We start from the raw sequence: 22,026 nt of genomic DNA on the forward strand, positions 1-22,026 counted from the left end.
TCAGTTGTATCAATGAATCGTCCGGTCCGAACGAGAACTGGCAGCGGCGAGGCGCGAGCCCGCATCCTGGAGGTGGCGGAGGAGCACTTTCGCCGCATCGGTTACCATCGGACCTCGGTGGCCGACATCGCCTCCGAACTTGGCATGAGCTCGGCGAATATCTACCGTTTCTTTCGCTCCAGAGATGCGATCAATGAGTCCATCTGCGGGCGTGTTGTGAACGAGGTTGCCGACATCGCCTCCGCGATCGCACGCACCAACGCGCCGGCCTGGGACAAACTCGACCAGCTCCTGACCGCCGTTCACCACCACAACAAGATGATGCTGGCCAAGGCAAGGCCCATGCACGAGTTGGTCGTCGCCGCCACGCAGGAGAACTGGCCGATCATCAGGGGGCATATATCGAGCGGATGGTGACGATCTTCGAGACGATCATACGCGAGGGCGCCGAAGCGGGCGAGTTCGACGTCGAAGATGCCGCAGAAGCCGCGCGAGCGGTCAGATCCGCGTTCATGCCATTCCTCCATCCAATTCTGATCGAGCACTGCGTCCAACACGGCGAAGACACCGAAGCAGGCCTGCGCGGTCAGATCCGCTTTATCCTGAAAGCTCTCGGCAAGTCGGGGTAAACAGTCTGCGGTATTTAGGCCTGATGCGTTCGCCGGACCTCTGCTGCTCTTTCTCACTAACTCTTACGCCATCCTACACAGAGGCTTGAGGCGCAGCGATGAGCCAATTATCGGTAGCGAGGACCGTAGGTGCCCACGTGCTGAGATGAAAAACAGCTTGTACATCAACGGGGATTGACTCCCACTCTCTCTGCCATTTGCACGATTTTGTACGCCAGGATGCGATTTCCTGCGACGCGGTTCGCCCGCCAATACTCTGGCGCACCGCGACACGTCGACCTTGTGACGATACCGTGGCATTCCGGGCCAGGCAGTGCGCGGACTCGCGTTCACGATGTAATCAACGGTGAACGACGCAACCAGGCATCGGTGTGCAGTTGGTCCAAGACGAAGGTCGCAACGTCTCCTCGCGATATGGTCCCACCATGGAAGTCGGAGAGATCCGTCAGAGCGCGGATCGAGCCGCGGCCGGGCTTGTCGTTCAAGACGGAGGGACGAACCAGGATCCAGTCGAGCCCGCTGTTTCTGATGGTGGCCTCCTGCCGGTTCTTGTCGGCGTAGACGTTCTTCAGGAGAAGCGGGAAGATCACGTTGTCGAACAGAAAGCCGCCGTGCCCGGCACTTTCGCCGGCGCCGATGCCCGTGATGCAAACCAAGCGAGAGACATGCTCGGCGTTCATCGCGTTGACGAGCGCGCGCGTCGCGGTTGAGAGCAGCGTCACCTCGCGGAAGAGGCTCGCCGGTGTAGCTAGCGCGCTGACGACGGCGTCCTGACCTTTGAGAGCTTCGCGCAACGCTTTTTGGTCGCGGACGTCTCCGACAACGAGCCTGGCGCCGTTCAGTTTGCTCGCCTTCTCGGGTGACCGCACCAGCGCCGAGACCTGATGTCCACGGTCCAGCGCCTGGCTGACGATCAGACGTCCGGTACCGCCGGTTGCTCCAAGAACCAGTACCTTCGATCGGGCGGTCTTGACGCCATCGTTGATGAGATCGTTCATAGATGCCTCCTTGGCGGAATGCCTCCGAGGAGGCTGTCCCGCGGTTTGGATTTCGGGTGATGGTCAGAGCTTGCCGTTTCCGCGAGCAGCTCGCGGGTCCGCTTCAACGTCGACAGCAGGGCGGCTTTGTAGCCCTTGTCGCCGTCGAACAACGCCTGCTCGGCCTGCTCTTCCGGACCGAAGGGTTTTTTGCCGCGCAAGCCAGTGTAACAATAGAACCGCAGTTGCAGCGCGCCGGTCTTGTCCTGGAATAGGTCGTTGACGATGGCGCCTTCGCGCGGGCCGGTGGCCTGGAAGAACGTGACCTTCTGTTCCGGTTCGAAGGTAATGATCTCACGCAGATCATCGCCCGCGATGGTCGCTTCACGCACGATGTGCGTCGCGCTTTCCTCCACCACCTCGCAACGGGTGCAGAGGTTGGGCGGCAGAAACAGCCGGGCGTCGCGGGCCTTGAGAACCAGGCCCTTCCACACCTGCGCGCGGGTCAGCGGGGTCTCGCCGTCCGGATTAACCGGGACGGTGGCAGCCGAATAGATCATGGTCGTATTCCTTGATTGTCGTGGTTGGGTATTGCCGCTGCCCTCAGGCAGCGGCTGTGATCTCGGCGACGAAGTCTCGATAGGAGCGCAGAGGTCGGCCCAGGAGAGCGGTCAGACGCTCGACGTCGCCGGCTTCGGGGATCATTCCGTCCTTGAGAAAGCGCTCGCTCATCAGCCGCATGTCGAAGGCCATCCAGCTCGGCATGAACTGCCTGAGATTCTTCTCGAAGCCGGCGGTGTCGTCGCCGGGATAGGCGATCGTGCGACCCAGCACTTCCGACCAGATGGCGGCGGCCTTTGCGCCGGTCAGCGTATCCGGACCGACGAGATTGATCCGGTCGAGCGGAAGCGGCGTAGCGGACGTCTCGCGGCGGACGAGCTCGATGGCCGCGATCTCGCCGATGTCGCGCGCGTCGATCATGGCGAGTCCCTTGCTGCCAATCGGCATCGGGTAGATGCCGTATCCGGTCACGACGTCCTTGATCGTGAGCTCGTTGTTCATGAAGTAGGCGGGGCGTAGGACGGTCGCTTCGAGGCCCATCTGCTCGATCATCCGCTCCACCCCAAACTTGCCGGCGAAGTGCGGCACGTTCACGTAGACGTCGCTGTGGATCACCGAGACGTAGACGAGCCGCTCGACTCCGGCCTCTCGCGCCAGGTTGAGCGCAATCAGCGCCTGGGTGAATTCATCCGGCACGACGGCGTTGAGCAGGAAGAGCGTCGAGACGCCGGTGAACGCGCTGCGCAGCGAGTCGACGTCCAACAGATCGCCCTTCACTGTGGTCACGTCTGCCGGGAAGTTGGCCTTCGCGGGATCGCGGACGAGGGCGCGGACATCGGCGCCGCGCTTGACGAGTTGTTCGACGACGTTGCGGCCGACGGTGCCGGTGGCGCCAGTAACGAGGATGGTCATGGGATCACTCCAGGTTGGGTTAGTAGACACCCTCAAATTAGTGATCCACATTTGGACCGATAGACGATATCTTTAGACAGGCCGTCTCATTGGTGGAACATATGGATTTACTTGCCCTCTCCGATTTCAACCTCGTTGCCCGTCACGGCGGGCTCGGGCGGGCCGCCCGAGCCTCCGGACGCCCGAAGGCCACGCTCTCCCGCCGCGTCTCCGAACTGGAGAGCGGCCTCGACTTGCGCCTGTTCGAGCGCGGAACGCACACACTGAAGCTTACACAGGAGGGACGGGCGCTTTATGAGCGGACCGGAGCGTTGCTCGCCGAGCTCGACGAGACGGTTGCGACGATCGCTTCCGGCGGGGACAAGCCGCGAGGCCGGTTGCGGGTCAGCGCGCCGCTACTTTTCTCCCAGACCGCGATGGGAAAGCTGGCCGCCGCGTTCGCGCTCAAATTCCCGGAGGTCCGGCTTGAGGTTACGACGGAAGATCGCACCGTCGACATGATCGAAGAGGGATATGACTTGGTGATCCGGGTCAATCCGGACCCGGACGAAACCCTCGTCGGACGAATCCTGATGCGCGATCGGCTGGTCGTAGTGGCGAGCCCGAGCCTGGATCGTCCTACTGGCGATCGCGCCGTTCCGGCCGTGGCGCGCGGGACAAGCGATGTGACTTCTAGCTGGGATGTGGCCGCTTCAAGTGGAAACGCACGCATCATGATCGAACCGGTGCTTCGCCTGTCGTCGCTCATCATGGTCCGCGATGCGGTCCGGGCGGGCGTGGGCGCCGCGCGTCTTCCCGTCTCGCTTGTGGGTCACGACCTGGCAGCCGGAAGGCTTGTCCACTGGGGTGACATCGACGGACCGGAAATCGCTCTCTGGACGCTCTATCCGTCGCGCCGACTCCTGAGCGCTCGCGTATCCGCGTTCCTCGACTTTCTCAAGGAAGCCTTCCCCTCCGGGACACCCGAGGAGCTTGCATCGTTCATCGACTGAGCAAAACTGGCATTACCCTTGATCAGGAGCGCGGCTTCAATCCAGTCGATCAAGACGCGGACGCGCGGCAGAGTGCGGACCCATAACGCGCAGCCAGCCATAGCCGAATGTATGCAAGCTGGAGGAAGAAAAGGCGATCGACACGCGATTGTCGGCGGCGAAATCCCGTTTTCGTCGTAGTCCAAATGGTAGGTTTCGGCCCAGCAATGTCAAAAAACGTTTTATCTTTCAAAGGGGATTGACTGACACTCTCTCCGCCAGCGAATTCAGTTAATGATCTGAGATATACAGGCTACTATTTCTGCCGGGCTAGTCGCGGTCCCCAAATTGGGTCCCCATTCCGGCCATCGTCGAGTCGCGTCTGGCGTAGGTTTGCGCAATCCTTCGTCCCGCAAGGGGCTGGGAATGCACTTTCGATCAATTTCGGTTTTCTGGGCGTTCACGACGCCAAGCTGGTCGAGCTTGGGGCGCGGGCCGATCGACCACCTCGACCAGGCTGTCCTCGCGAAGGCAACGGCTACCACTATCCCGCCCGAGGTCCTTTGCGGGCGGGATTAGCAACAAGCGCCGCCCAAGCAGGGGTGGCGAGCTGGCGTATTAGACAGCAGACGCGACACGCGAGCGAGGCAATGTTGAACCGCTACATCGGAGATGGCAGTCTGTTCGACGAGAACGCGGCTGGGAGGCTGTTATGATAAGCCGCGATGGATGCGATTAAACAAGGGAACATCCGAGCATGAACGAATTCTTATTCCCCATTGCCGGTATCCTTCTAACGACCAATACCGCGCTTGCTCGCGTCCCCGATTGTAGTGAGTTCTTTTCCGCAATCGATCTCCAGCGCCAATGCGTTCGGATGGTGCGAACAGTAGGGGAAGCTCAAGGTCTTTTGCTCACGTGCAGCATGCTGAAAGCGACCATGGAAGATCATGTTCCCTTCGGACCGACTTCATGGAAAGATTTGGAAGCGTGCAAACGGATACGGGATGTTATCGAACCAAACTACCCCGCCGACGCCTTCGGCCGTTCCTGAGCCGCTCGCACCAAGCCCGCCGACGCCTTCGGCCGCTCCCAAGCCACCCGCACCAAGGCCGCCGATGCCTTCGGCCTATGAGAGGGGACTGGCCGCGCTTAACCAGGACAACTTCGACACAGCCATCGCGGAATTCACCACCGTGATAGCCGATGATCCGAAAAACCCGTTTGCGTACATAAGACGAGGGACAGCCTACGAGAGAAAGGGTGATGCTGCGTCGGCGATCGGCGACTATCGCCAGATCCTGAAGCTTGTGGACGCCGATACCGGTGCCGAATACGTCGCAAAGATACGGAAACTGGAAAGAACAAAGAAATGAGCTCATGTTGTGCAGGGAGGCCTGCTCAGGTGGCAAGGCAATGTAAAACAAGACTTTCATGAAGAAGGTCTGTCGGCGGTGACGCTGTCGCGGAGGACATTAGCCGCGCAACTACTCTAACATCGCGGCGACGATAGCTCGGGGGCGGCAGTGGCAGAAATAGGAATGGGCTATGGCAGTGAGTGTCATCTTTTGCGTTACCTCGGGCGTCATCGAATGTTGCTGGAAAAGCGCATCCTTGAGACTACCGGGACAGAAATAGCTTCCTGGCTCGATTACCCTTTCGATCCAAGCAGGACATGGCTTGACGGTGAACTGAAGGGACTGGAGTTTCTTCCTCCAGGGGACCCTATCCACGATGTCTGGAAAGAGGTGTGGCCGCAGCGAGGAAATCCGCCTAATTGGGACGCCGTCGCTCAGATCAAAGCTAAGGCCAATACCAAGCTCGATCCTCCTGTCAGGCCAGCCCTTCTGGTGGGCTTCCTCTAATTAGGGACACCTTGTCCAGAACAAAGGTCGCGCTCGGCGTGGCTGCCGACCGCGATTGGCCTCCGGCTACTATCAATATTGCAATCGTCTTGCTGTTCTTGAATTTCTAAATCGGCATAACGTACCGGCGCGATTGTTGTTCGTTTACTTTACCGGTGACAAGGGAGACGCGGCGCGCATATGCCCCGCTGACGCCGCGGCTTGGAATTCTGAATTATTGAGACAGAATGCGCACGTCGGGCTTGCTGCGAACCATCCTTTGGCGGACAGAATTCATCGTCTGTTTCTCAGCGTGTCAGGCGAGAGTTGATCTAGATCAGATGAAGTCGTGTATTTTTCTGGCATGTTTATCGTTCCGGAGGACACTTGAACGCACTTCTCTGTCGAGTTGGCGCTGATACCAGCCCAGGTGGCGGCGGTTGGAATGGTCCTGTTAATGGCGCTACCCGCAAGTTCGTCTATGTGCCCATTCCAGAAAGCCGCTCTGTTCATCCCGGGTTGGAGCGGCCCTATACTTCACTAAACGCATCGCTCTCAGCGTTTGGCGTTGAACTGCCGGGTCATCTAAGATTGCAGCAGATGCACCTTGATCCCGATTTCGATCACTTGACCTATGGCGATGTCGGGGAAAGAGCCAAGCAGCTCAAAGCAAATCTTAGTCGAGGCGACGTGATCGTCTTCTATGCTGGTCTGCGGGATACTTTGCAGCCAGGTCCCCTTGTATATGCCATCATCGGAGTTTTTGTAGTTGACGAGTTCGTTCTGGCCATCAACATCTCGCCCGAGGCTCGGCACCAAAACGCGCATTCTCGTCGAGTTATAGACCCTAACAATCTGGACCTCATCGTTCGAGGACGACCACTCGTATCAGGTAGGTTGGATCGATGCCTACCAATCGGAGAATTTAAGGATCGAGCTTATCGGGTGCGACCTGATCTAGTCGAAGCCTGGGGCGGCCTGTCAGTAAAAGATGGATATCTTCAGCGCAGTGCTCGTTTGCCGCGATTTTTGAACCCCAGACGCTTTTGCAACTGGCTGAAGGAACAGCACCCGGTTCTCGTTCAAGCAAACAATTGATCGCGAAAATGCCTCGTTTCTATTTTTATAAACTCACAGTGGATAGCGGCGCCGCTCCCTACGTAAAGAACGGCATTCTGTCGCTTGCAATATGCAAGCCGACGATCCGCGCGACCGCTCAGGTAGGCGACTTGATTTTTGGCTTCGCCGCAAACTCTCTATACAGCGACGACCGCCTGATCTACGCCGCGCGGGTCACTCAGGCACTTCATAAGGGCCGATATTTCGTCGATGAGCGTTATGCCAGTCGAGACGATTGCATCTACTACCTCAAGCAGGGCCGATTTCAGCGTCGCAAGGACGCCAAGTTCCACGACAAGCCTACAGACCTCAGGCACGATCTGGGTGATTTTCCAGAATACTTGCGCGCAAATGTCCTCTTGAGCAATGACTTTCGATACTTTGGGAACGCCGCTACCGACATCTACAAGGCTCACTTTCCGACAGTTGCGAGCGCGGTGACGGAGCTTGGACGGGGCCAGCGCGTGAGGCTCGAACCGGCTCTACGTCTGGAATTCGAGAAAATGAAGAACTGGATTTGGATTAGGACGCCCAAAAAGGTAGTTGGCCGCCCATCCAATGCCTCCCGTCCTGGCGTTTGTCACCGGACGAAATCGTGCCACATGGTCTGAAGCGCGGGCACTAGCAGACAGCATACCTCTGCCAAGTCGAGACATGCGCAGGCCCTCGTCTGCTCATCTTTTCAATATCGGTTAGCTGCTGAGGGAGATAGCGATCGAGCAACTCAGTCTTTGCTTCGCCCCATCCAGGGAGATAACGGTAGAGCGTTCAAAGTAATCCTGCGCCCGCATGATCCTTAAAAAGCTCGGCGTCACGAATATAGCCGCGGAGCGTTTCAACCGATCTGTGCCGACTGACATCCATCATCTTGAAGATCGAGGCGCCGCTCGCGGCGGCGGAAGTCAGAAATCCCGAGCGCAAGGAGTGGCCGGAAAACATCGCCGCATCTAATCCGATCGCGCCGGCCATCTTTTTGATGATGTTTGCGACCGATCGAGAAGTCAGCCGGTTTTGAGAAACCTTGCTCGCCCTGTTGATTGGACGAAACAGCGGACCGCTCTCAATTCCGGCTGCAGCTAACCATTCATTCAATGCCCTTACGGGGCAGGCCACAGAACCCCGTGCCACCGCGATGATCGTGCCTTCACCATCTTGGTCTGTCTTCGATCGCCGAATAATTACGCGCAGACCGGCTTCATTTTCTTCGATGTCTGCAACGTCAAGCATTACCAGCTCAGAGCGGCGGAACGCACCAGCGAAGCCGACGAGAAGTAGGGCGCGGTCGCGCTTCCCGGCGAGGGTATCCGACGATGCTGCGACCATCGCCTTTAGGTGTTCAGCCAGTGCCGGGGCCTTGCGAACCTTGGCCGATCCCACGGAGCGGCGAATGCCCCGGAGGGTTGCCTTGACCGCCTCTGCGTCGGTCGGAGTCGGGAGGCCGGCCAACTTGTGAAAGTAGCGGATCGCTGCCAGGCGTCGGCCCAACGTAGACGGTCGTCTTCCGGCCTCGGCTTCGGCCGCCAGGAAGGCTGCCAACGCGTCGGGAGTAGCGGGGAGGCTAGATGGTATCCCCCTGGCCTCGCACCAGGCCACAAACAGCCGGTGGTCGGTCTCGTAGGCCCTCCTAGTATTAGGAGCCTTCTCGGCTTTGGCGTAGCTGAGGGCCGCCTCTAGGTCAGTAGCCAGCTTTCCAGTCTGGACCGCGGTGATCGGTTCTCGAACGGCGGGGAGAGGGGCCATGCACAATAGTTCCGATAAGATAGTTATCGGATTCTATCCACAATCCCTAATTGTGCCAGAAAAGATTTACAGCTGGAACGTGGTAGGTGCCAGAGTCTCGTAGAGACGGTCCGGGCGCAGCAGCAGCCGGAAGTCCGTGAATACTTCCGATAAGGACAATTATCGGAATCAAAATATACAATTTTAGCGTGTATTGCCATACTCCTAGCTCTCAAGCCAGGGCCCATCGCCAGAGTCCCGCCGACGCTCCTCGCCCGCGCCGACGAGTGATTGAATAGAACGGCACTTTGCTGCGACCGCTCACAGCCGTTTGTGGCCCCGAGCCGAAGAAGCTCGAAATGCCGCGCATGTCCGCTGTCACGGGTAGACCGGACTTGTCTGACGTGGGCCCCGACCGCTGCAAATGACCCTGGCTGTGTAAAAACGCGAAAGATCGAAACGCGGCTAGAATTACATTCTCCAGTTCGCGCTTCAAATTAAATGTGTTTGCAAGCTTGACCGTTGAGACGGCCTTGAACGAATAACTTCTTCTATCGCTGTCAGGCGTCCTGGCGTTTTCACACAGCCAAGACCCAAAGCGGTCATGCGAAGGAGCGACTTACAGGAGCGTCTCGTGGTGCAGGTATTGCTCGCGACACCCCCTCACCCGCGAGGACATGAATGAGTCCGGCCGAGTTGTCCCGCACTGCGTAACGATGGTCGATCCCGCGAAGCGAGGAGCATTCGAGCTAAAATTGCCCCTTGCCCCACAGGCAACATAGTATGAGATAGGATTGCTCATCGACCACGTAACGGTCAGTTTGCTCCACCTCAGTGACGAGCTGGCGAACTCAGTAGATATTCTTGGGGGGGGGCCGAGGACACGGCAATGAGCCACGATGTCAGAGCTTGGCTCGAAGATCTCGGGCTCGGACGATATGCCGAAACATTCGCCGAGAACGGCGTCGACCTTGATCTGCTGTCCGAGCTGAGTAACGAGGATCTGAAAGATCTCGGGATTGCACGTCTGGCAGACCGCAAACGTTTGCTCAAGGCGATCGCCAGTCTCGTGCGGACGACGCACTTGACGGCGATTCCGGCTCCGAGCACATCCGAGGGGGAACGTCGTCAATTGACGGTAATGTTCTGCGACCTCGTCGACTCCACCGCTCTCTCTAGTACCCTGGATCCTGAACAGCTGCGCGATCTACTGCTCGCCTATCAGGCGGCATGCGCCGTCGTTATCGACCGCTACGACGGTCACCTCGCGAAATACCTTGGAGATGGTCTGCTGGTCTATTTCGGCCTTCCGCGCGCGCATGAGGATGACGCCCAACGTGCGGTGAGTGCCGGGCTCGATATTGTTGAGGCGGTCGCGCTGCTGAATCGAGATTTGTTCAGGAAAATCGGTATTGAGCTCGGTGTCCGCCTTGGCGTGCACACCGGGCTCGTGGTGGCCGGAGAAATGGGTGCGGTCGGGGCACGCGAGGAAATGGCTATCGTCGGTGAAACACCGAATGTTGCTGCGCGGCTACAGTCGCTGGCCGCCCCCAATGCCCTGGTGATCAGCTCCAGCACGCGGCGGCTCGTCGGAGGCCTTTTCACCTACGAAGACATTGGTGTCCACCAGCTGAAAGGTGTCGCGCGTCCTGTGCAGGCGTGGCGAGTGACCGGCGAACGTCTGACCGAGAGTCGCTTTGAGGCGCTGCATCCTGATGGGCCATTCCCGCTGATCGGTCGCGAGGAGGAGGTCGATTTTTTGCTGCGCCGCTGGGAGCAGGCGAAGCAGGGCGACGGCCAGGTCGTATTGCTCTGTGGGGAGCCTGGCATCGGCAAGTCGCGGATTGTCGAGGCGCTAGTCGAGCGAATAGCGGACCTGCCGCATGTACGGTTGCGGTGCCAGTGCTCGGCATATTTAGCGACCAGCGCGCTACATCCCTTCGCGCGCCAGTTGGTCCAGGCGGCCGGGTTCCTGCCAACTGATTCGTCCGCGATCAAATTGAACAAGCTCGAGCAGATGTTGGCCGAATCTGGACAAGCAGTGCCCGAGATCGCTTCGCTGTTTGCAGGCCTGCTATCGATCCCTGTGGCTTCGCACTATCCGGGGCTAGAGCTGACAGCTGAAAGCCTTAAGCAGAGAACCGTGACAGCATTGGTCGATCGAGTGCTTGGGTTGGCGACCCGGAAGCCGGTGCTGTTCGTGGTGGAAGACGCGCATTGGATCGACGCTTCGAGCGCGGAGTTGATCGCGGCCGCGATCGATCGTGTGCAGGATTCTCATGTCCTGACCGTGATTACTTACCGACCGGACTACATACCGCCATGGAGTGGCCGCACCCACCTAACCATGCTTATGCTCAATCGGCTAAGCCGAGCGCAGGCAGCTGACATGGTCGGTGCGTTGGCTGCTACCGAAGCGCTGCCGACGGAAGTAATTCAGCAGATCGTTGCAAAAGCGGACGGCGTGCCGCTTTTCATCGAGGAGCTGACCAAGGCGGTACTCGAGGCCGGCTTGGCCAACGACGAAACTGTTTGCGGGCGTTCCGGGCGACTACAGCTATCGGTTCCGATGACGCTGCAGGACGCGCTCGTTGCGCGGCTGGACCGGACGGCCGGGACGAAGGAAGTCGCGCAAGTGGCGGCGGTGCTGGGCCGCGAATTCAGCGAGGCCCTCATTACAGCTGTCTTGCCACCGAACCGGGACGCACTGACCGGGGCCTTGGATGCGTTGGTTCACGCGGGACTGCTGTTCCGCCGCGGCTCGCCCCCTCAAACCAGCTACGTCTTCAAGCACGCGCTGGTGCAGGACGCCGCCTACGGCACCCTGCTCTTGAGCTCCAGACAGCAGCTACATGCGCAGACCGCCGACGTACTTGAGCAACAATTCCCAGAGATTGCAGAAGCGCAGCCTGAACTGCTGGCACACCACTACGCGGCCGCCGGCATGTATGATCGCGCGATAGCCTATTGGCAGCGGTCCGGCACGCGTGCGCGCGAACGCTCCAATTACGTCGAGGCTGAGCACGTCTTGACTGCTGCGGTCGCACTTGTGCCGCAACTGCCCGACGAGGCGCGGAAGCGTACTGAGCTTGACCTGCAGATGGCGCTCGGCGCGGTGTACCGGGCCATCCGTGGCTCGGGCTCACTGCAGACTGAGCTCACCTATAGGCGTGCCCGCGCACTATGCGAGGAGGTTGGCGACGCCGATCGGCTGTTGGAAGTTATGTATGGTCAGTTTGTCGGTGCCTTCAATCGGCCAAAGCTGCACGATGCCGAACGCTTTGCGAGCGAGTTCATGGCGATTGCGCAGCGTGATCAAAACGCTTCAGCGCTGAAAGTGGCAGAGTACCTGATTGGCAGTACAGCATTCTTGTTGGGTGATCTTGTTCGCGCTCGCCAACATCTGGAAGAGTCGCTGCGCGTTGATGGCGGAGACCGCGGGTGCGTCAATCGTTACTCGCACGGCCAGTATCCCACCTTCCCACTGACATACTTGGCGTGGACCATGTTCGTGCTGGGATTTCCGACCCAGGGGCACGCGTTGGCCGGAGAAGCCATTGCGGTGGCAAGGGACCGCTCGGAGTTCTATTACGCGATGGCCCTTAGCAACGATTGTTATCTATTTCACATGTGCGGGGATTGTGCGGCGGTGGAGACGAATATTTCTACGCTGCTCGATCTTTCGGCGAAGAAAGGGATCGTCGTGTTTCACGCGGTCGCCCGTCTTTTCGAAGGCTGGACGCGGGCCTGTCGCGGTGCGCCGGAAAATGGCATCGACTTGATGCGTGATGCACTGGCAAAGCTCGCCGCGACGGAACAGAAGGTCGAGCATCCTTACAAGAGATCGATCCTGGCCGAGACCTGTCTGCGGGCGGGTCGGTGGTCGGAGGCGGAGGAACAACTCGACGAGGCACTACGCCTGGTGCGGGCCACGGACGAGCGCTGGTACGAGGCGGAGTTGCATCGGCTCGCCGCCGAACTCGCGCTCGCGGAGGGGGATAAGGTCAACGCTGAACGGAAATTCGAGCGAGCGCTCACGCTTGCGACCGCGCAGTCGGCGCACATGTGGGAGCTACGCGCGGCGACAGGGCTCGCCCGGCTATGGCGCGAGGCAGGCAGGGTCAACGAGGCGCGTACACTGCTGGCGCCGGTGCTCGGCAGCTTCACCGAAGGCTTGGACACGCGCGATTTCATTGAGGGCAAGGCAATTCTCGAAGAACTGACTTAAACCACAGTAGCTGGTTGGGCGACCGGTGCGGGCCTGTCATCGTCGAGGTCCGGAACTGTCCCATTCAGCGATGTGGCGAGCCTTCGCTTTGAGGTCAGCTTAGTGGGTCGGAGCGGACTAGATTTGCTCACGCTGAGCTTTTCGCATTTTGCCCCAGAGCCGAACAGCGCGATTGCAGCCCGCATGTCGGCTGTCGGGGGTAGACCGATCGGAGACTCTACCACCGCCTTTTAGGCAATAGTGGCGCGGTGTTGCAGCCGATCTTCCGATGATACGATCGTGCAGCGTTATACACGGGAGCGAATCTCATATTGGCTTTGCAGGCCCGCCGCCCTAGAATTGCGGCGATCGCAGGACGGGCGAAATGCAGTATGTTTGCGACGCGCCGAAGGGTAAGACCTGGTTTCGTATCGAGACGGAAGGCGAAGCGGCTCATGAGTCGCACCTGATGAGCCACACAGTCGAGAAATATTTCCGCCGTGAGCGGGAGAAGGCAGTCCAGTCCTGGCGTCCGGAGCGGCCCAACGCGATCGAGCGCGACATCGGCCTCGAGGCCCATGTTCAGCGAGAGATGCCGCTTTTCCTCACGTTGCGCGACAGGGAGGGCAATGCACTGACTACAGCGATGCTGCCACCGGGTGGCAAAGATCGCGGCGGGTTCCGGATCATCATCGTTGCCGCATCCAATGCCGACCCTTATCCTCAGCAGGACGCGGCCATCGCTGCGCTGGGAGCGCATTTCGGTCTCACACTCGATCGCGACCGCTGCTTCCCCTACGGCCACTAAGGAGCCTGACAAGTATCGCTGCTTGATTGGAGCGATGTCGGCTCATGGCCCGAAGCGGCTGATGGGCAGAGCATGTCCGCTCTGCCCTGATGATTCAGACATCAACTTGTTCGGCAATCGCGAGCGCGTCGTCCACCTCAATGCCGAGATAGCGGACTGTGCTTTCGATCTTGGTGTGGCCGAGCAAGAGCTGCACGGCTCGCAAATTCCCTGTGCGGCGGTAGATCAGCGTTGCCTTGGTCCGACGCAGGGAGTGGGTGCCAAACACCCTCGGGTCAAGCCCGATGCTTGTCACCCAGTCGGCAAGAAGGCGAGCATATTGGCGCGTCGTCATTGCCCGATCGCGCCCACGACGCCCAGTGAACAGATACTCACCTGGCCTCTTGCCGGCTTCCCTCAAGAAGTCGTCAACGGCTTGCCGGGTCTGATCCGTCAACTCGAACTTGACCGGCCTCCCGGTCTTCTTCTGCCGGACGGTCGCGCGATCGACCGCATAGCCATTCGGAGCGACATCTTCGACCCTCAAGGCGACGACGTCGCAACCACGCAACTTGCTGTCGATCGCAAGGTTGAAAAGGGCAAGGTCGCGGGTCCGTCTTTCGATCAGGAGCCGGGTTCGGATCGACCAGACTTGGTTTGGCCGAAGCGGAGGTTTGGCTCCGATCAACTTTCCCTTGTTCCAGGGCGACCGGTGAGCTTTGGTGGAGTGGCTGTCGTCGTCAGGCATGACCGTACTCCTCGGTTTGTGAGGGTGCCGAGCATGCGTGATGACACGCAGATCGAGTCTGCTTTCAGTGGCTTGCGCAGCGAATGACCCATAGTAGCCGGCGACATCGGCGCGGTGCTGACGAGGCAAGATATTTCGACTATCCTTCGATGCGGACCATCAAGGCGGGGCGGGACAGGGCCCACGAGAGGAAATCGATGAGCACAGTAAAAAACGCTCTGGCCCAGAAGAGTGGCGCCCTGATCCATGTTCGTTCCGGCGACATGGTCGTCGAAGCCTTGCGCCAGATGCGCGACAACCGGGTCCGGTCAGTGCTGGTCATCGACGACGACGTGCTGGTCGGTATCGTGACCCAGGGTGACTGCGCCATCAAAGTGCTGCTGCCCGGGCTCGATGCGAAGCAGACGCCGGTGGGCCAAGTGATGACGGGCAACCCGATGACGGTCAAGCCGGACGACGGGCTGGAGGGCTGCATGGCAATGATGGCTAAGCGCGGTTTTCGCCATCTGCCAGTGCTGGACGCGGGCAAGGTCGTGGGCGTGATCTCGATCGGAGACGTCGTCAAGAACATCATCCGGGATTTGGAGCACAACGTGGACGACCTGATGGGTTACATCATGAAGGACGGCCCCGGGGGCTGACAGACGAACCGCGGTGCCGTCGCCCCCCGCGTATGTCTGCTTGTGGCCCATCGCTTCAGTTGGCGCAGTGCAGCGGTACGTCTGAAGTTGGGGGTAGATCGGACGTGGCTGGCCAACTGCAAGAATGTCGAGATTGACCCAAGGCGGTCCGCGGCCGGCGCCTCCGCGCAACGTACGTCGAGTTGAACAGCCGGGACTGCATAGGCCGCGCCTTTGTGCTAGCGTGCGAAGCGGAGAAGGGATCGATGACCGAAAAACGGAAGCTCGCGGCGATTCTGGCCGCCGACGTCGTGGGCTTCAGTCGGCTCACCGGCGCCGACGAGGATCGCATCTTGGCGCGGCTCCGTGCGCTGCGCAGCGATCTCATCGATCCGACCATCTCCATACACAACGGGCGTGTGTTCAAACGCACGGGCGATGGCGCGCTCGTCGAATTCCGCAGCGTGGTCGACGCGGTGCGATGCGCCATCGAAGTGCAGAGCGAAATGATCGAGCGCAACGCTGGCCTGTCGGCCGAACGCCGGATTGATTTCCGGATAGGCATTCATATCGGCGACGTGATTGAGGAGAGCGACGGCGATCTGATGGGCGACGGCGTCAATATCGCCGCGCGGTTGGAAGGCGTCGCGGAGCCGGGAGGCGTCTGCCTATCGGGAGCGGCCTATGAACAAGTGCGCGGCAAGCTGAAGCATGAGTTCTTGGACCTGGGCGAACGCGAACTGAGGAACATCGCTCGCCCTGTCCGCGCTTATCGCGTGGTCATGGACAAGGACGACACGAAATCGGAAGCCGCGACTCCTGAGAAATCGAAGCCGCGTCTCGCGCTGCCAGACAGGCCTTCCATCGCCGTATTGCCGTTCCAAAACATGAGCGACGATGCGAGCCAAGAATATTTCGCAGACGGGATGGTCGAGGACATCATCACTGGGCTCTCCCGGATCAAATGGCTCTTTGTGATCGCCCGAAATTCGAGTTTGGTCTATAAAGGGAAGGCCGTCGACATCCGGCAAGTGGGGCGCGAGCTAGGCGTGCGCTATGTGCTCGAGGGCGGCGTTCGCAAGGCGGGCGACCGGCTGCGCATATCGGCGCAACTGGTCGAGGCCGAAACCGGAGCGCATCTCTGGGCCGACAAATACGACGGCGCGCGTGAGGACATTTTCGACCTTCAAGACAAGATCACCGAGTGTGTGGTCGGCATCGTCGAGCCGAGTGTCCGAAAATCCGAAATCGAACGCGCTCTCAGAAAGCGTCCGGAAAGCCTCGATGCTTATGATCTCGTTCTGCGCGCGCTGCCCCACATGCAGGCGCGCATGCCCAAGGAGGCGCGGATCGCCATCCCCCTCTTGGAGGAATCCCTTAGGCTCGACCCGGACTACGCAGTTGCGCATGCGTATCTCGCTTGGTGCCGCGAGTGGTGCTTCACTCGCGGCGGGCTCGACCAGGCGGACAGGGACGCCGCGCTGCTTCACGCGCGCGCGGCGATCGCCAGCGACATCGACGACGCGGCCGCGCTCGCCGTGGCCGGATGGGTCATCATTGTCCTGACCAAGGGGCACGAGATGGCGCTTAGCGCCATCGAGCGCGCCTTGTCGCTGAACGCGTCCTGCGCCACGGCCCACTATTTCGCGGCGCTGGTGAACGCTTTCGCCGATCGACCCGCGGTCGCGGCCTCCCACGCCAGGCGGGCGCTGAGGCTGAGCCCCTTTGATCCCTCGGCCTTCGAAGCGCATCTGGCGCTGGGCATGGGGGCGATCCGGGAGGAGAACTACCACGAAGCCGCCTCCTGTTTCGCCAGGGGCGCGCAAATCAATTCGCGACACAGCCTTTTTCCGTTTTTTCACGCCATAGCGCTGGCGCTCGCGGGACGCGCGGAGGAGACGACGAGTTTGGTTCAGCGCGGGCTCGAGCTCGAACCCGGCTTCCGAATCCGCATTTTCTCCGAGTTCGGCATGGCTCGGCCGATCGCGGATAAATTCGCTGAGGGCGCGCGCCTGCTAGGCTTGCCGGAATAATCGGCAACAGGGAACGGTCCGCAGACACGAGCGGCGAACCGGCCCACGCCGCCATGATTTCGGCAAGGCGCGGGCGGTCTCCTAGTCATGGCTGACCCATATCTCAACAACCGGCGCGACCAGATCGTCGAGTTCGCGGCACGTCACGGGGGCAAGTTCTAAATGGTGCGAAACCCGCCGACCTGCCGGTGATGCAGGCGGTGAAAGTCGAACTGGTCCTCAACCTCAAAACTGCGAAGATGCTCGGCCTCACTTTCCCTCCTGCGCTGCTCGCCCGGGGCCGACGAAGTGATCGAATAGGACTGGCCACTTCCGTTATTGTGCAGGTTTTCGGCCGCCACAATGACGGTCTCTCCACGCACTCCGAGGGCCGGCGGCCGAAAAGCGCCAAGGCACGAAGTCGCGGGAAGTTGGGCACCGGCCAAGCAGCGGGCGCTATGAGGATTCAATGCCGGCACCGCTCTCGATGGTAAGCGCGACGCGAGTGCAGTGGGCATCTCGGCAGGTGCGGCGGCAACGGATGTCTAGTGAATTGATCGACGGGTATGCTTCGAGAGGCGGCAACCCGGCAGAACGCTTCCACAACTTCCGCGTTTCGGCATGAGTGTTGCGCAAGAGTACTTTTAATGTTCTCGACATGTCTAATTTCAAATAGTTGCTCGTGGCAGAAATGGCACATCTGATAACCATTGCGCGATTGGTCGGTCGATCGATGCCCAGCGACATGGCGTGAATCAATTTCTTGCGAGCAGAATATAGACGACACATTCAAGCAAACGGGTTGGCGCTTTCGTCAAGGCAATTTTTGTCATTGCGTTATCGGTGCGGCCGACGATGTGGCTGGCCGCATGAGGATACGAGCCGCGCGATCATGTGTTGCACGCCAACAGTACGCTTGTTGATCGTGTTGACCTGCCACCCCGCTATCGCTGTCCTCTCAACCAGCTACCGGCCCCTCGGCTCTTTGCTCCCGCGCAGCGGGCTGGAGCGCAGCGACTTTGTGCGTTACCTCCTAGCGCTCAGCGGCAGTGCCTCATTGCCGACCGATCGCCGAGCGTCGAAATCCCAGGCAGCGCCAACCAGTTAGATCGCGCGCGCAGGCAGCCCGTCGGAAAATCCGAGTCCGCTACGGAAGCTCGGATATCAGCTTGGTCCATTCGGCCTCGGTCCAAGCTCGGGAGGTGCGGGTGCGCACGTTCCCCAGCGAACCGATTGCAAGCGCGAATTTAGTGACATGGTCCCCGAGAGGTGCTTCGGCGACGACAAGGAGGTCATGCTCACCAGAGGTGAGATAGATTTGCTTGATCTCGACCCCGACTTTCTTGGCGAGTTCTCTCGCCGCTTCGCTGCGCTTGGGAGCGTCCCTGACCGCGCGAATTCCCTGGTCGGTCCAGTTGATCGTTAATATGAATGTCGGCATGTCGTCCTCCATAGGTTACACAAGCCCATGGCTTGCCGCTCGCGCGGCAGGCCAACCTGCTCTATGTTGAAGTTGCGAGAGCGCCACAAAGGTAGGCGCTGCTATCAGACTGCGATGCCTGCCGACGGCCCACTCGCTGCCCATTCCATCAAGCGGCGACGTCGGCTCGTCCCGACTTAAAGGGCAGCTCACCACACACTACGCCATGTCACGCGCCTGAGAAAGGGGGCTCACGCGTTGCTATCCCGAGCGGACTCGACCGGGATTCCCCAGTCCATGGCAAGCTGCTGATCGCTACATCTGAATCGCGAAAGCTGCACCGGAGCTCAGTGCGTCTTTGGGGAGAGGAAAGTTCATACCTCGAGTCGCGAGATTGACTGGGAATTCCCGAACGTCCGCTCCGGCATTTTTGCGGCGTGTCGGTGCGTTCGCAACGTGGTCGCTATCAGGGGCAAAGGGGACGTAGCGCGGACATTGCGTTTCTGTAGCGATTGACCCACACCGGAAGTCGAGTCCCGCTCGGATGGGTGCGCATCTGGTCGTCTCCAACTCCCGCCACCCGGTCGGCGGCGGATTAGAGGATCATCCCGCTCCGGATACCTCGCGGATCGATATCTCGGTTCGAAACAACGTAGTCGATCTCGCCGCGCGTAGTGCCGATGTCCATCAACTCCCTATCACTTAGGTCAGACAACGCGGAGCGCAATTTCTGGCGATCGCGCCGCTCCTGATAGGCATCCCAGTATTTCCGGATGAGGCTAGAGGCGTACCGTGTTGATGCGGATGTCCGCTCCAGCCACGTTGTGCTGAAGGTCGTGCTCATGGCGGTGTCTCCTCCAGACGATGTTTTCCACCGGTTAGGAGGGTGCCCGGAGATATTCAGGCGTGCTTGACCGGCAGCTTACATTTTCCTCACCAGCAGCTTATTCTTGCGATTTCCACCGGGCCAAAACGCTAGCCGGTGACCGGGGCCTCTGATGTAGGGAATTGCAGCTTGCGCTATCTCTTCGAGGACTACGCATTAGATCCCGACCGTCGCGAGCTATATCGCGGCGCGAATGTTGTCCCCGTGGCGCCACAAGTCTTTGACCTGCTAGACTACCTCATCCGCAACCGGGAGCGCGTCGTTAGCAAAGACGACCTCATTAACGCCATTTGGAATGGGCGCAGCGTGTCGGATGCAGCGTTGACGACCCGCCTGAATGTTGCCCGGAGCGCGGTTAGCGACACCGGGGACGAACAGCGCCTCATCAAGACGTTGCCGCGGAAGGGCTTTCGTTTCATCGGGTCAGTGCAGGAAGAAGGGGGCGATAGCCCGGCAGTCCCTGACAACAGGGTAGAGCCAGAGACACTTACCCTCGCGCTGCCCGATAAACCCTCTATCGCCGTGCTGCCGTTCGAGAACATGAGCGGCGATCCCGAGCAGGAGTACTTCGCGGACGGAATGGTGGAAGAGATCACTAGTGCTCTTTCGCGGTTCAAATGGTTGTTCGTGATCGCGCGCAATTCGAGCTTCACCTTCAAAGGCAAAGCTGTAGACATCAAGGAAGTCGGACGCAGACTTGGCGTCCGCTATGTCCTTGAGGGATCTGTGCGCAAGGCGGCGGGGAAAGTTCGCATCGCAGGGCAGTTGATTGACGCGGTTACAGCGGCGCACATCTGGGCGGACAGGTTCGAGCGCGACCTGACGGATGTTTTCGCTCTGCAGGACGAAGTCACGGTCGCGGTTGTCTCAGCCATTCAGCCAAAGTTGCTTCAAACGGAAATAGGGTTGGCGACGCGACGACCGGAGAGCCTCACTGCCTATGACTTCTATCTCCGTGCTATGCAGCAGTATTACCTGACGACCCGCGAAGGTTTGGCCGAGGCGATCAGGCTGGCGCATCGGGCTTTAAAGCTAGACCCGCGGTTCGGCTTTGTCGCGGCACTCGCAGGTTCCTGTCACTTGCGAAACGTCCTGTGGGGCTATGCTGCTGATCCCCAATTCGAGCGCAACGAAGCAATTCGGCTTCTTCGCTTGGCATTGAGCATCGACGATCATGATCCAGATGCGCTGGCGCTGGCTGCGGCGACATCGGCCTTCATGGTCGGCGATTGTGAAAGTGAGATTGAATTGGCTGACCGGGCGGTTGCGCTCAACCCAAATTCATTTGTGGCATGGAGTTGCAGAGGCCAAGTCTATAGAATTGCAGGGCTGCACGAGGAAGCGATCCGCAGCTTTGAACGGGCCATTCGCATGAGCCCGGTAGATCCGCGGCTACACCTGCTGTTTGCTGGGATGGGGAGTGCCCTTGTTGAGCTTCGTCGATTTGGCGAGGCCGTCGCCGCAGGGAAGAAAGCCCTTCGTCAGAACCCCTCCGATCTAGTGGCTTACCGCTATCTAGCATCCGCTTTTGCCCATCTCGGACGTGAGGCTGAGGCCCGTGAGGCGGCGGCGAGTGTGCTTGCAGTTGATCCCGCCTTTACAATCTCGGCATTCATCGCGCGGGGCGGGCAATCAAACGCGAAGCTGTTGATCGAGGGCCTTCGCAAGGCGGGGTTGCCAGAGTAAGCCCGTGATCGCTTGTGCGGACGGTTGATTGAGCGCGAGACGCAATGTCTGCAATTGGCCCCTTTGAGACATGTCGCCGGCGCGCGACTATGTCCGCTGTTGGGGTTAGACCGGAAGTGAACTACATGCGGCCAAAGTGACGCGATTGACCCCAAGCGGACCTCATGCATGGTTCGCTCCTATGCCTGCTATTTAGGGGCATAGCGGACAAGCTGCGCTCAGCATGAGCGATTTCGACTTTGGCCCCAGAGAAGACTTTCGGCAGCGGCGCAGCATCCGTGAGGCCGCCTGTGCTGCGCCACGGTCACCATTTTTGACGGTACATTCCGCGGATGGCGCGTAGTCGAGCACGCTTTCCGCATCTGCAAATCGGTCTCGAAGAAACCGACCCTTAAGCTTTCAGGTCCGTGATCCTCATAATTGCGACCACGTTTCCATCATTGTACGCCTGCTCTTTTGTGTCCTTGTTGCAGGTCCAGACAAAGTTTTTCTTGCCCGTAAAGGTCTTGCCCTCCTGATCGAGCCGAAGCTCCCCTTCGGTGACGTGGCAAACCATGGCATTCATCATCGGCGGGCCCATGGTCTTCGAACCCGGCTGCATGATGACGTCGCGCATTGAGACGGTCTTGAAACCGGGGATGAGGGATGGTGTCTCGCCCTCGTATTCACGCACCACCACTCCTGGCCACGGCGTCGTATCCTTGTAGCCCGCGGTTTGAGCAGCGGCGGGCTTCATCACGGCTGCGGTGGCCGCTGCCAACCCGATTCCCAATGCAGACCTTCGATTGATCTTGCTCATCGCTTTCTCCTGAAGTTACTGCAACGCGCCGCGGCAAAAGCGGCTCACGCATTTCGTGGACTGTGAATTGTCGTGCGAGACCGAAAGGGTGCGGTCTCATAAGGGTGCGTACCTGCCGACAGCATTAGT

Annotated in this window: 21 protein-coding genes and 1 pseudogene; 13 read left to right on the forward strand and 9 right to left on the reverse strand. The window is 59.7% G+C overall.

Annotation, left to right across the window (positions count from 1 at the left end; translation table 11 throughout):
• Positions 1-12 precede the first annotated feature (12 nt).
• A complete protein-coding gene (locus tag A3M7_RS0121060) occupies positions 13-417 on the forward strand; it encodes a TetR/AcrR family transcriptional regulator (RefSeq protein ID WP_371090208.1) in 405 nt (134 codons plus the stop codon).
• A complete protein-coding gene (locus A3M7_RS51305; RefSeq protein WP_371090209.1) occupies positions 411-629 on the forward strand; it encodes a hypothetical protein in 219 nt (72 codons plus the stop codon). The genes A3M7_RS0121060 and A3M7_RS51305 overlap by 7 nt, the downstream gene beginning before the upstream one ends.
• A gap of 329 nt (positions 630-958) precedes the next feature.
• Here the strand turns inward: A3M7_RS51305 and A3M7_RS0121065 are convergent, their stop codons facing one another.
• From A3M7_RS0121065 to A3M7_RS0121075, 3 genes and pseudogenes are all read right to left on the reverse strand, one after another.
• A complete protein-coding gene (locus tag A3M7_RS0121065) occupies positions 959-1,627 on the reverse strand; it encodes an NAD(P)-dependent oxidoreductase (RefSeq protein WP_049823599.1) in 669 nt (222 codons plus the stop codon).
• 77 nt (positions 1,628-1,704) lie between these two features.
• Positions 1,705-2,166 (reverse strand): annotated as a pseudogene (locus tag A3M7_RS44720) (SRPBCC family protein); the annotation flags it as partial.
• Between the two features lie 43 nt (positions 2,167-2,209).
• Complete coding sequence (locus A3M7_RS0121075) at positions 2,210-3,079, reverse strand: SDR family oxidoreductase (protein ID WP_027545671.1); 870 nt, start codon at positions 3,077-3,079, stop codon at positions 2,210-2,212.
• A 101-nt stretch (positions 3,080-3,180) separates the two neighbouring features.
• Here A3M7_RS0121075 and A3M7_RS0121080 point away from each other — a divergent pair, with 101 nt between their 5' ends.
• The 6 genes from A3M7_RS0121080 (at position 3,181) to A3M7_RS0121100 (ending at position 7,624) form a co-directional block, all read left to right on the forward strand.
• Complete coding sequence (locus A3M7_RS0121080; RefSeq protein WP_027545672.1) at positions 3,181-4,071, forward strand: LysR family transcriptional regulator; 891 nt, start codon at positions 3,181-3,183, stop codon at positions 4,069-4,071.
• A gap of 736 nt (positions 4,072-4,807) precedes the next feature.
• The gene (locus tag A3M7_RS49755; RefSeq protein WP_198033787.1) at positions 4,808-5,104 is read left to right on the forward strand and encodes a hypothetical protein; all 297 of its coding nucleotides are present in this window, start codon (positions 4,808-4,810) and stop codon (positions 5,102-5,104) included.
• Positions 5,105-5,168: 64 nt separating this feature from the next.
• Positions 5,169-5,426: a tetratricopeptide repeat protein gene (locus A3M7_RS0121085; protein WP_027545673.1), complete on the forward strand. Its 258-nt coding sequence runs from the start codon at positions 5,169-5,171 to the stop codon at positions 5,424-5,426.
• A 216-nt stretch (positions 5,427-5,642) separates the two neighbouring features.
• A complete protein-coding gene (locus A3M7_RS0121090; RefSeq protein WP_027545674.1) occupies positions 5,643-5,915 on the forward strand; it encodes a hypothetical protein in 273 nt (90 codons plus the stop codon).
• A 366-nt stretch (positions 5,916-6,281) separates the two neighbouring features.
• Positions 6,282-6,992 carry a hypothetical protein gene (locus A3M7_RS48755; protein WP_156936951.1) on the forward strand — a complete coding sequence of 237 codons (711 nt, stop codon included), beginning with the start codon at positions 6,282-6,284 and terminating at the stop codon, positions 6,990-6,992.
• A gap of 8 nt (positions 6,993-7,000) precedes the next feature.
• Positions 7,001-7,624: a hypothetical protein gene (locus tag A3M7_RS0121100; protein WP_156936952.1), complete on the forward strand. Its 624-nt coding sequence runs from the start codon at positions 7,001-7,003 to the stop codon at positions 7,622-7,624.
• A 157-nt stretch (positions 7,625-7,781) separates the two neighbouring features.
• Here A3M7_RS0121100 and A3M7_RS0121105 read toward each other — a convergent pair whose 3' ends face one another.
• Positions 7,782-8,753, reverse strand: coding sequence for a site-specific integrase (locus A3M7_RS0121105; RefSeq protein ID WP_049823601.1), 972 nt, complete (start codon positions 8,751-8,753; stop codon positions 7,782-7,784).
• A gap of 868 nt (positions 8,754-9,621) precedes the next feature.
• Between A3M7_RS0121105 and A3M7_RS0121110 the strand changes: the two genes are divergently transcribed.
• Together A3M7_RS0121110 and A3M7_RS0121115 are read left to right on the forward strand one after the other, a co-directional pair.
• Positions 9,622-12,960, forward strand: a complete 3,339-nt coding sequence (locus A3M7_RS0121110) for an AAA family ATPase (protein ID WP_027545678.1) — start codon at positions 9,622-9,624, stop codon at positions 12,958-12,960.
• Positions 12,961-13,324: 364 nt separating this feature from the next.
• Positions 13,325-13,747 carry a hypothetical protein gene (locus tag A3M7_RS0121115; protein WP_027545679.1) on the forward strand — a complete coding sequence of 141 codons (423 nt, stop codon included), beginning with the start codon at positions 13,325-13,327 and terminating at the stop codon, positions 13,745-13,747.
• 94 nt (positions 13,748-13,841) lie between these two features.
• Here the strand turns inward: A3M7_RS0121115 and A3M7_RS0121120 are convergent, their stop codons facing one another.
• Positions 13,842-14,474 carry a tyrosine-type recombinase/integrase gene (locus A3M7_RS0121120; protein WP_027545680.1) on the reverse strand — a complete coding sequence of 211 codons (633 nt, stop codon included), beginning with the start codon at positions 14,472-14,474 and terminating at the stop codon, positions 13,842-13,844.
• Positions 14,475-14,671: 197 nt separating this feature from the next.
• On the opposite strand from A3M7_RS0121120, the gene A3M7_RS0121125 reads away from it, so the two are divergent.
• Together A3M7_RS0121125 and A3M7_RS44725 are read left to right on the forward strand one after the other, a co-directional pair.
• Positions 14,672-15,115, forward strand: coding sequence for a CBS domain-containing protein (locus A3M7_RS0121125; protein ID WP_084302362.1), 444 nt, complete (start codon positions 14,672-14,674; stop codon positions 15,113-15,115).
• A gap of 245 nt (positions 15,116-15,360) precedes the next feature.
• Complete coding sequence (locus A3M7_RS44725; RefSeq protein WP_049823602.1) at positions 15,361-17,127, forward strand: adenylate/guanylate cyclase domain-containing protein; 1,767 nt, start codon at positions 15,361-15,363, stop codon at positions 17,125-17,127.
• Between the two features lie 158 nt (positions 17,128-17,285).
• Here the strand turns inward: A3M7_RS44725 and A3M7_RS0121135 are convergent, their stop codons facing one another.
• From A3M7_RS0121135 to A3M7_RS0121145, 3 genes are all read right to left on the reverse strand, one after another.
• Positions 17,286-17,468, reverse strand: a complete 183-nt coding sequence (locus A3M7_RS0121135; RefSeq protein WP_156936953.1) for a hypothetical protein — start codon at positions 17,466-17,468, stop codon at positions 17,286-17,288.
• A 785-nt stretch (positions 17,469-18,253) separates the two neighbouring features.
• Positions 18,254-18,547: a GYD domain-containing protein gene (locus A3M7_RS0121140; RefSeq protein WP_027545683.1), complete on the reverse strand. Its 294-nt coding sequence runs from the start codon at positions 18,545-18,547 to the stop codon at positions 18,254-18,256.
• A gap of 574 nt (positions 18,548-19,121) precedes the next feature.
• On the reverse strand, positions 19,122-19,370 hold the full coding sequence (locus A3M7_RS0121145) for a DUF1127 domain-containing protein (RefSeq protein ID WP_027545684.1): 249 nt from the start codon (positions 19,368-19,370) through the stop codon (positions 19,122-19,124).
• Between the two features lie 171 nt (positions 19,371-19,541).
• Here A3M7_RS0121145 and A3M7_RS0121150 point away from each other — a divergent pair, with 171 nt between their 5' ends.
• Positions 19,542-21,098 (forward strand): winged helix-turn-helix domain-containing tetratricopeptide repeat protein, encoded by a 1,557-nt coding sequence (locus A3M7_RS0121150; protein WP_027545685.1) that lies wholly within the window; start codon positions 19,542-19,544, stop codon positions 21,096-21,098.
• Positions 21,099-21,489: 391 nt separating this feature from the next.
• Here the strand turns inward: A3M7_RS0121150 and A3M7_RS0121155 are convergent, their stop codons facing one another.
• Complete coding sequence (locus A3M7_RS0121155; RefSeq protein ID WP_027545686.1) at positions 21,490-21,897, reverse strand: hypothetical protein; 408 nt, start codon at positions 21,895-21,897, stop codon at positions 21,490-21,492.
• Between the last annotated feature and the right edge of the window lie 129 nt (positions 21,898-22,026).

This window comes from Bradyrhizobium sp. WSM2254 (assembly GCF_000472645.1).
GTDB classification, from domain to species: domain Bacteria; phylum Pseudomonadota; class Alphaproteobacteria; order Rhizobiales; family Xanthobacteraceae; genus Bradyrhizobium; species Bradyrhizobium niftali.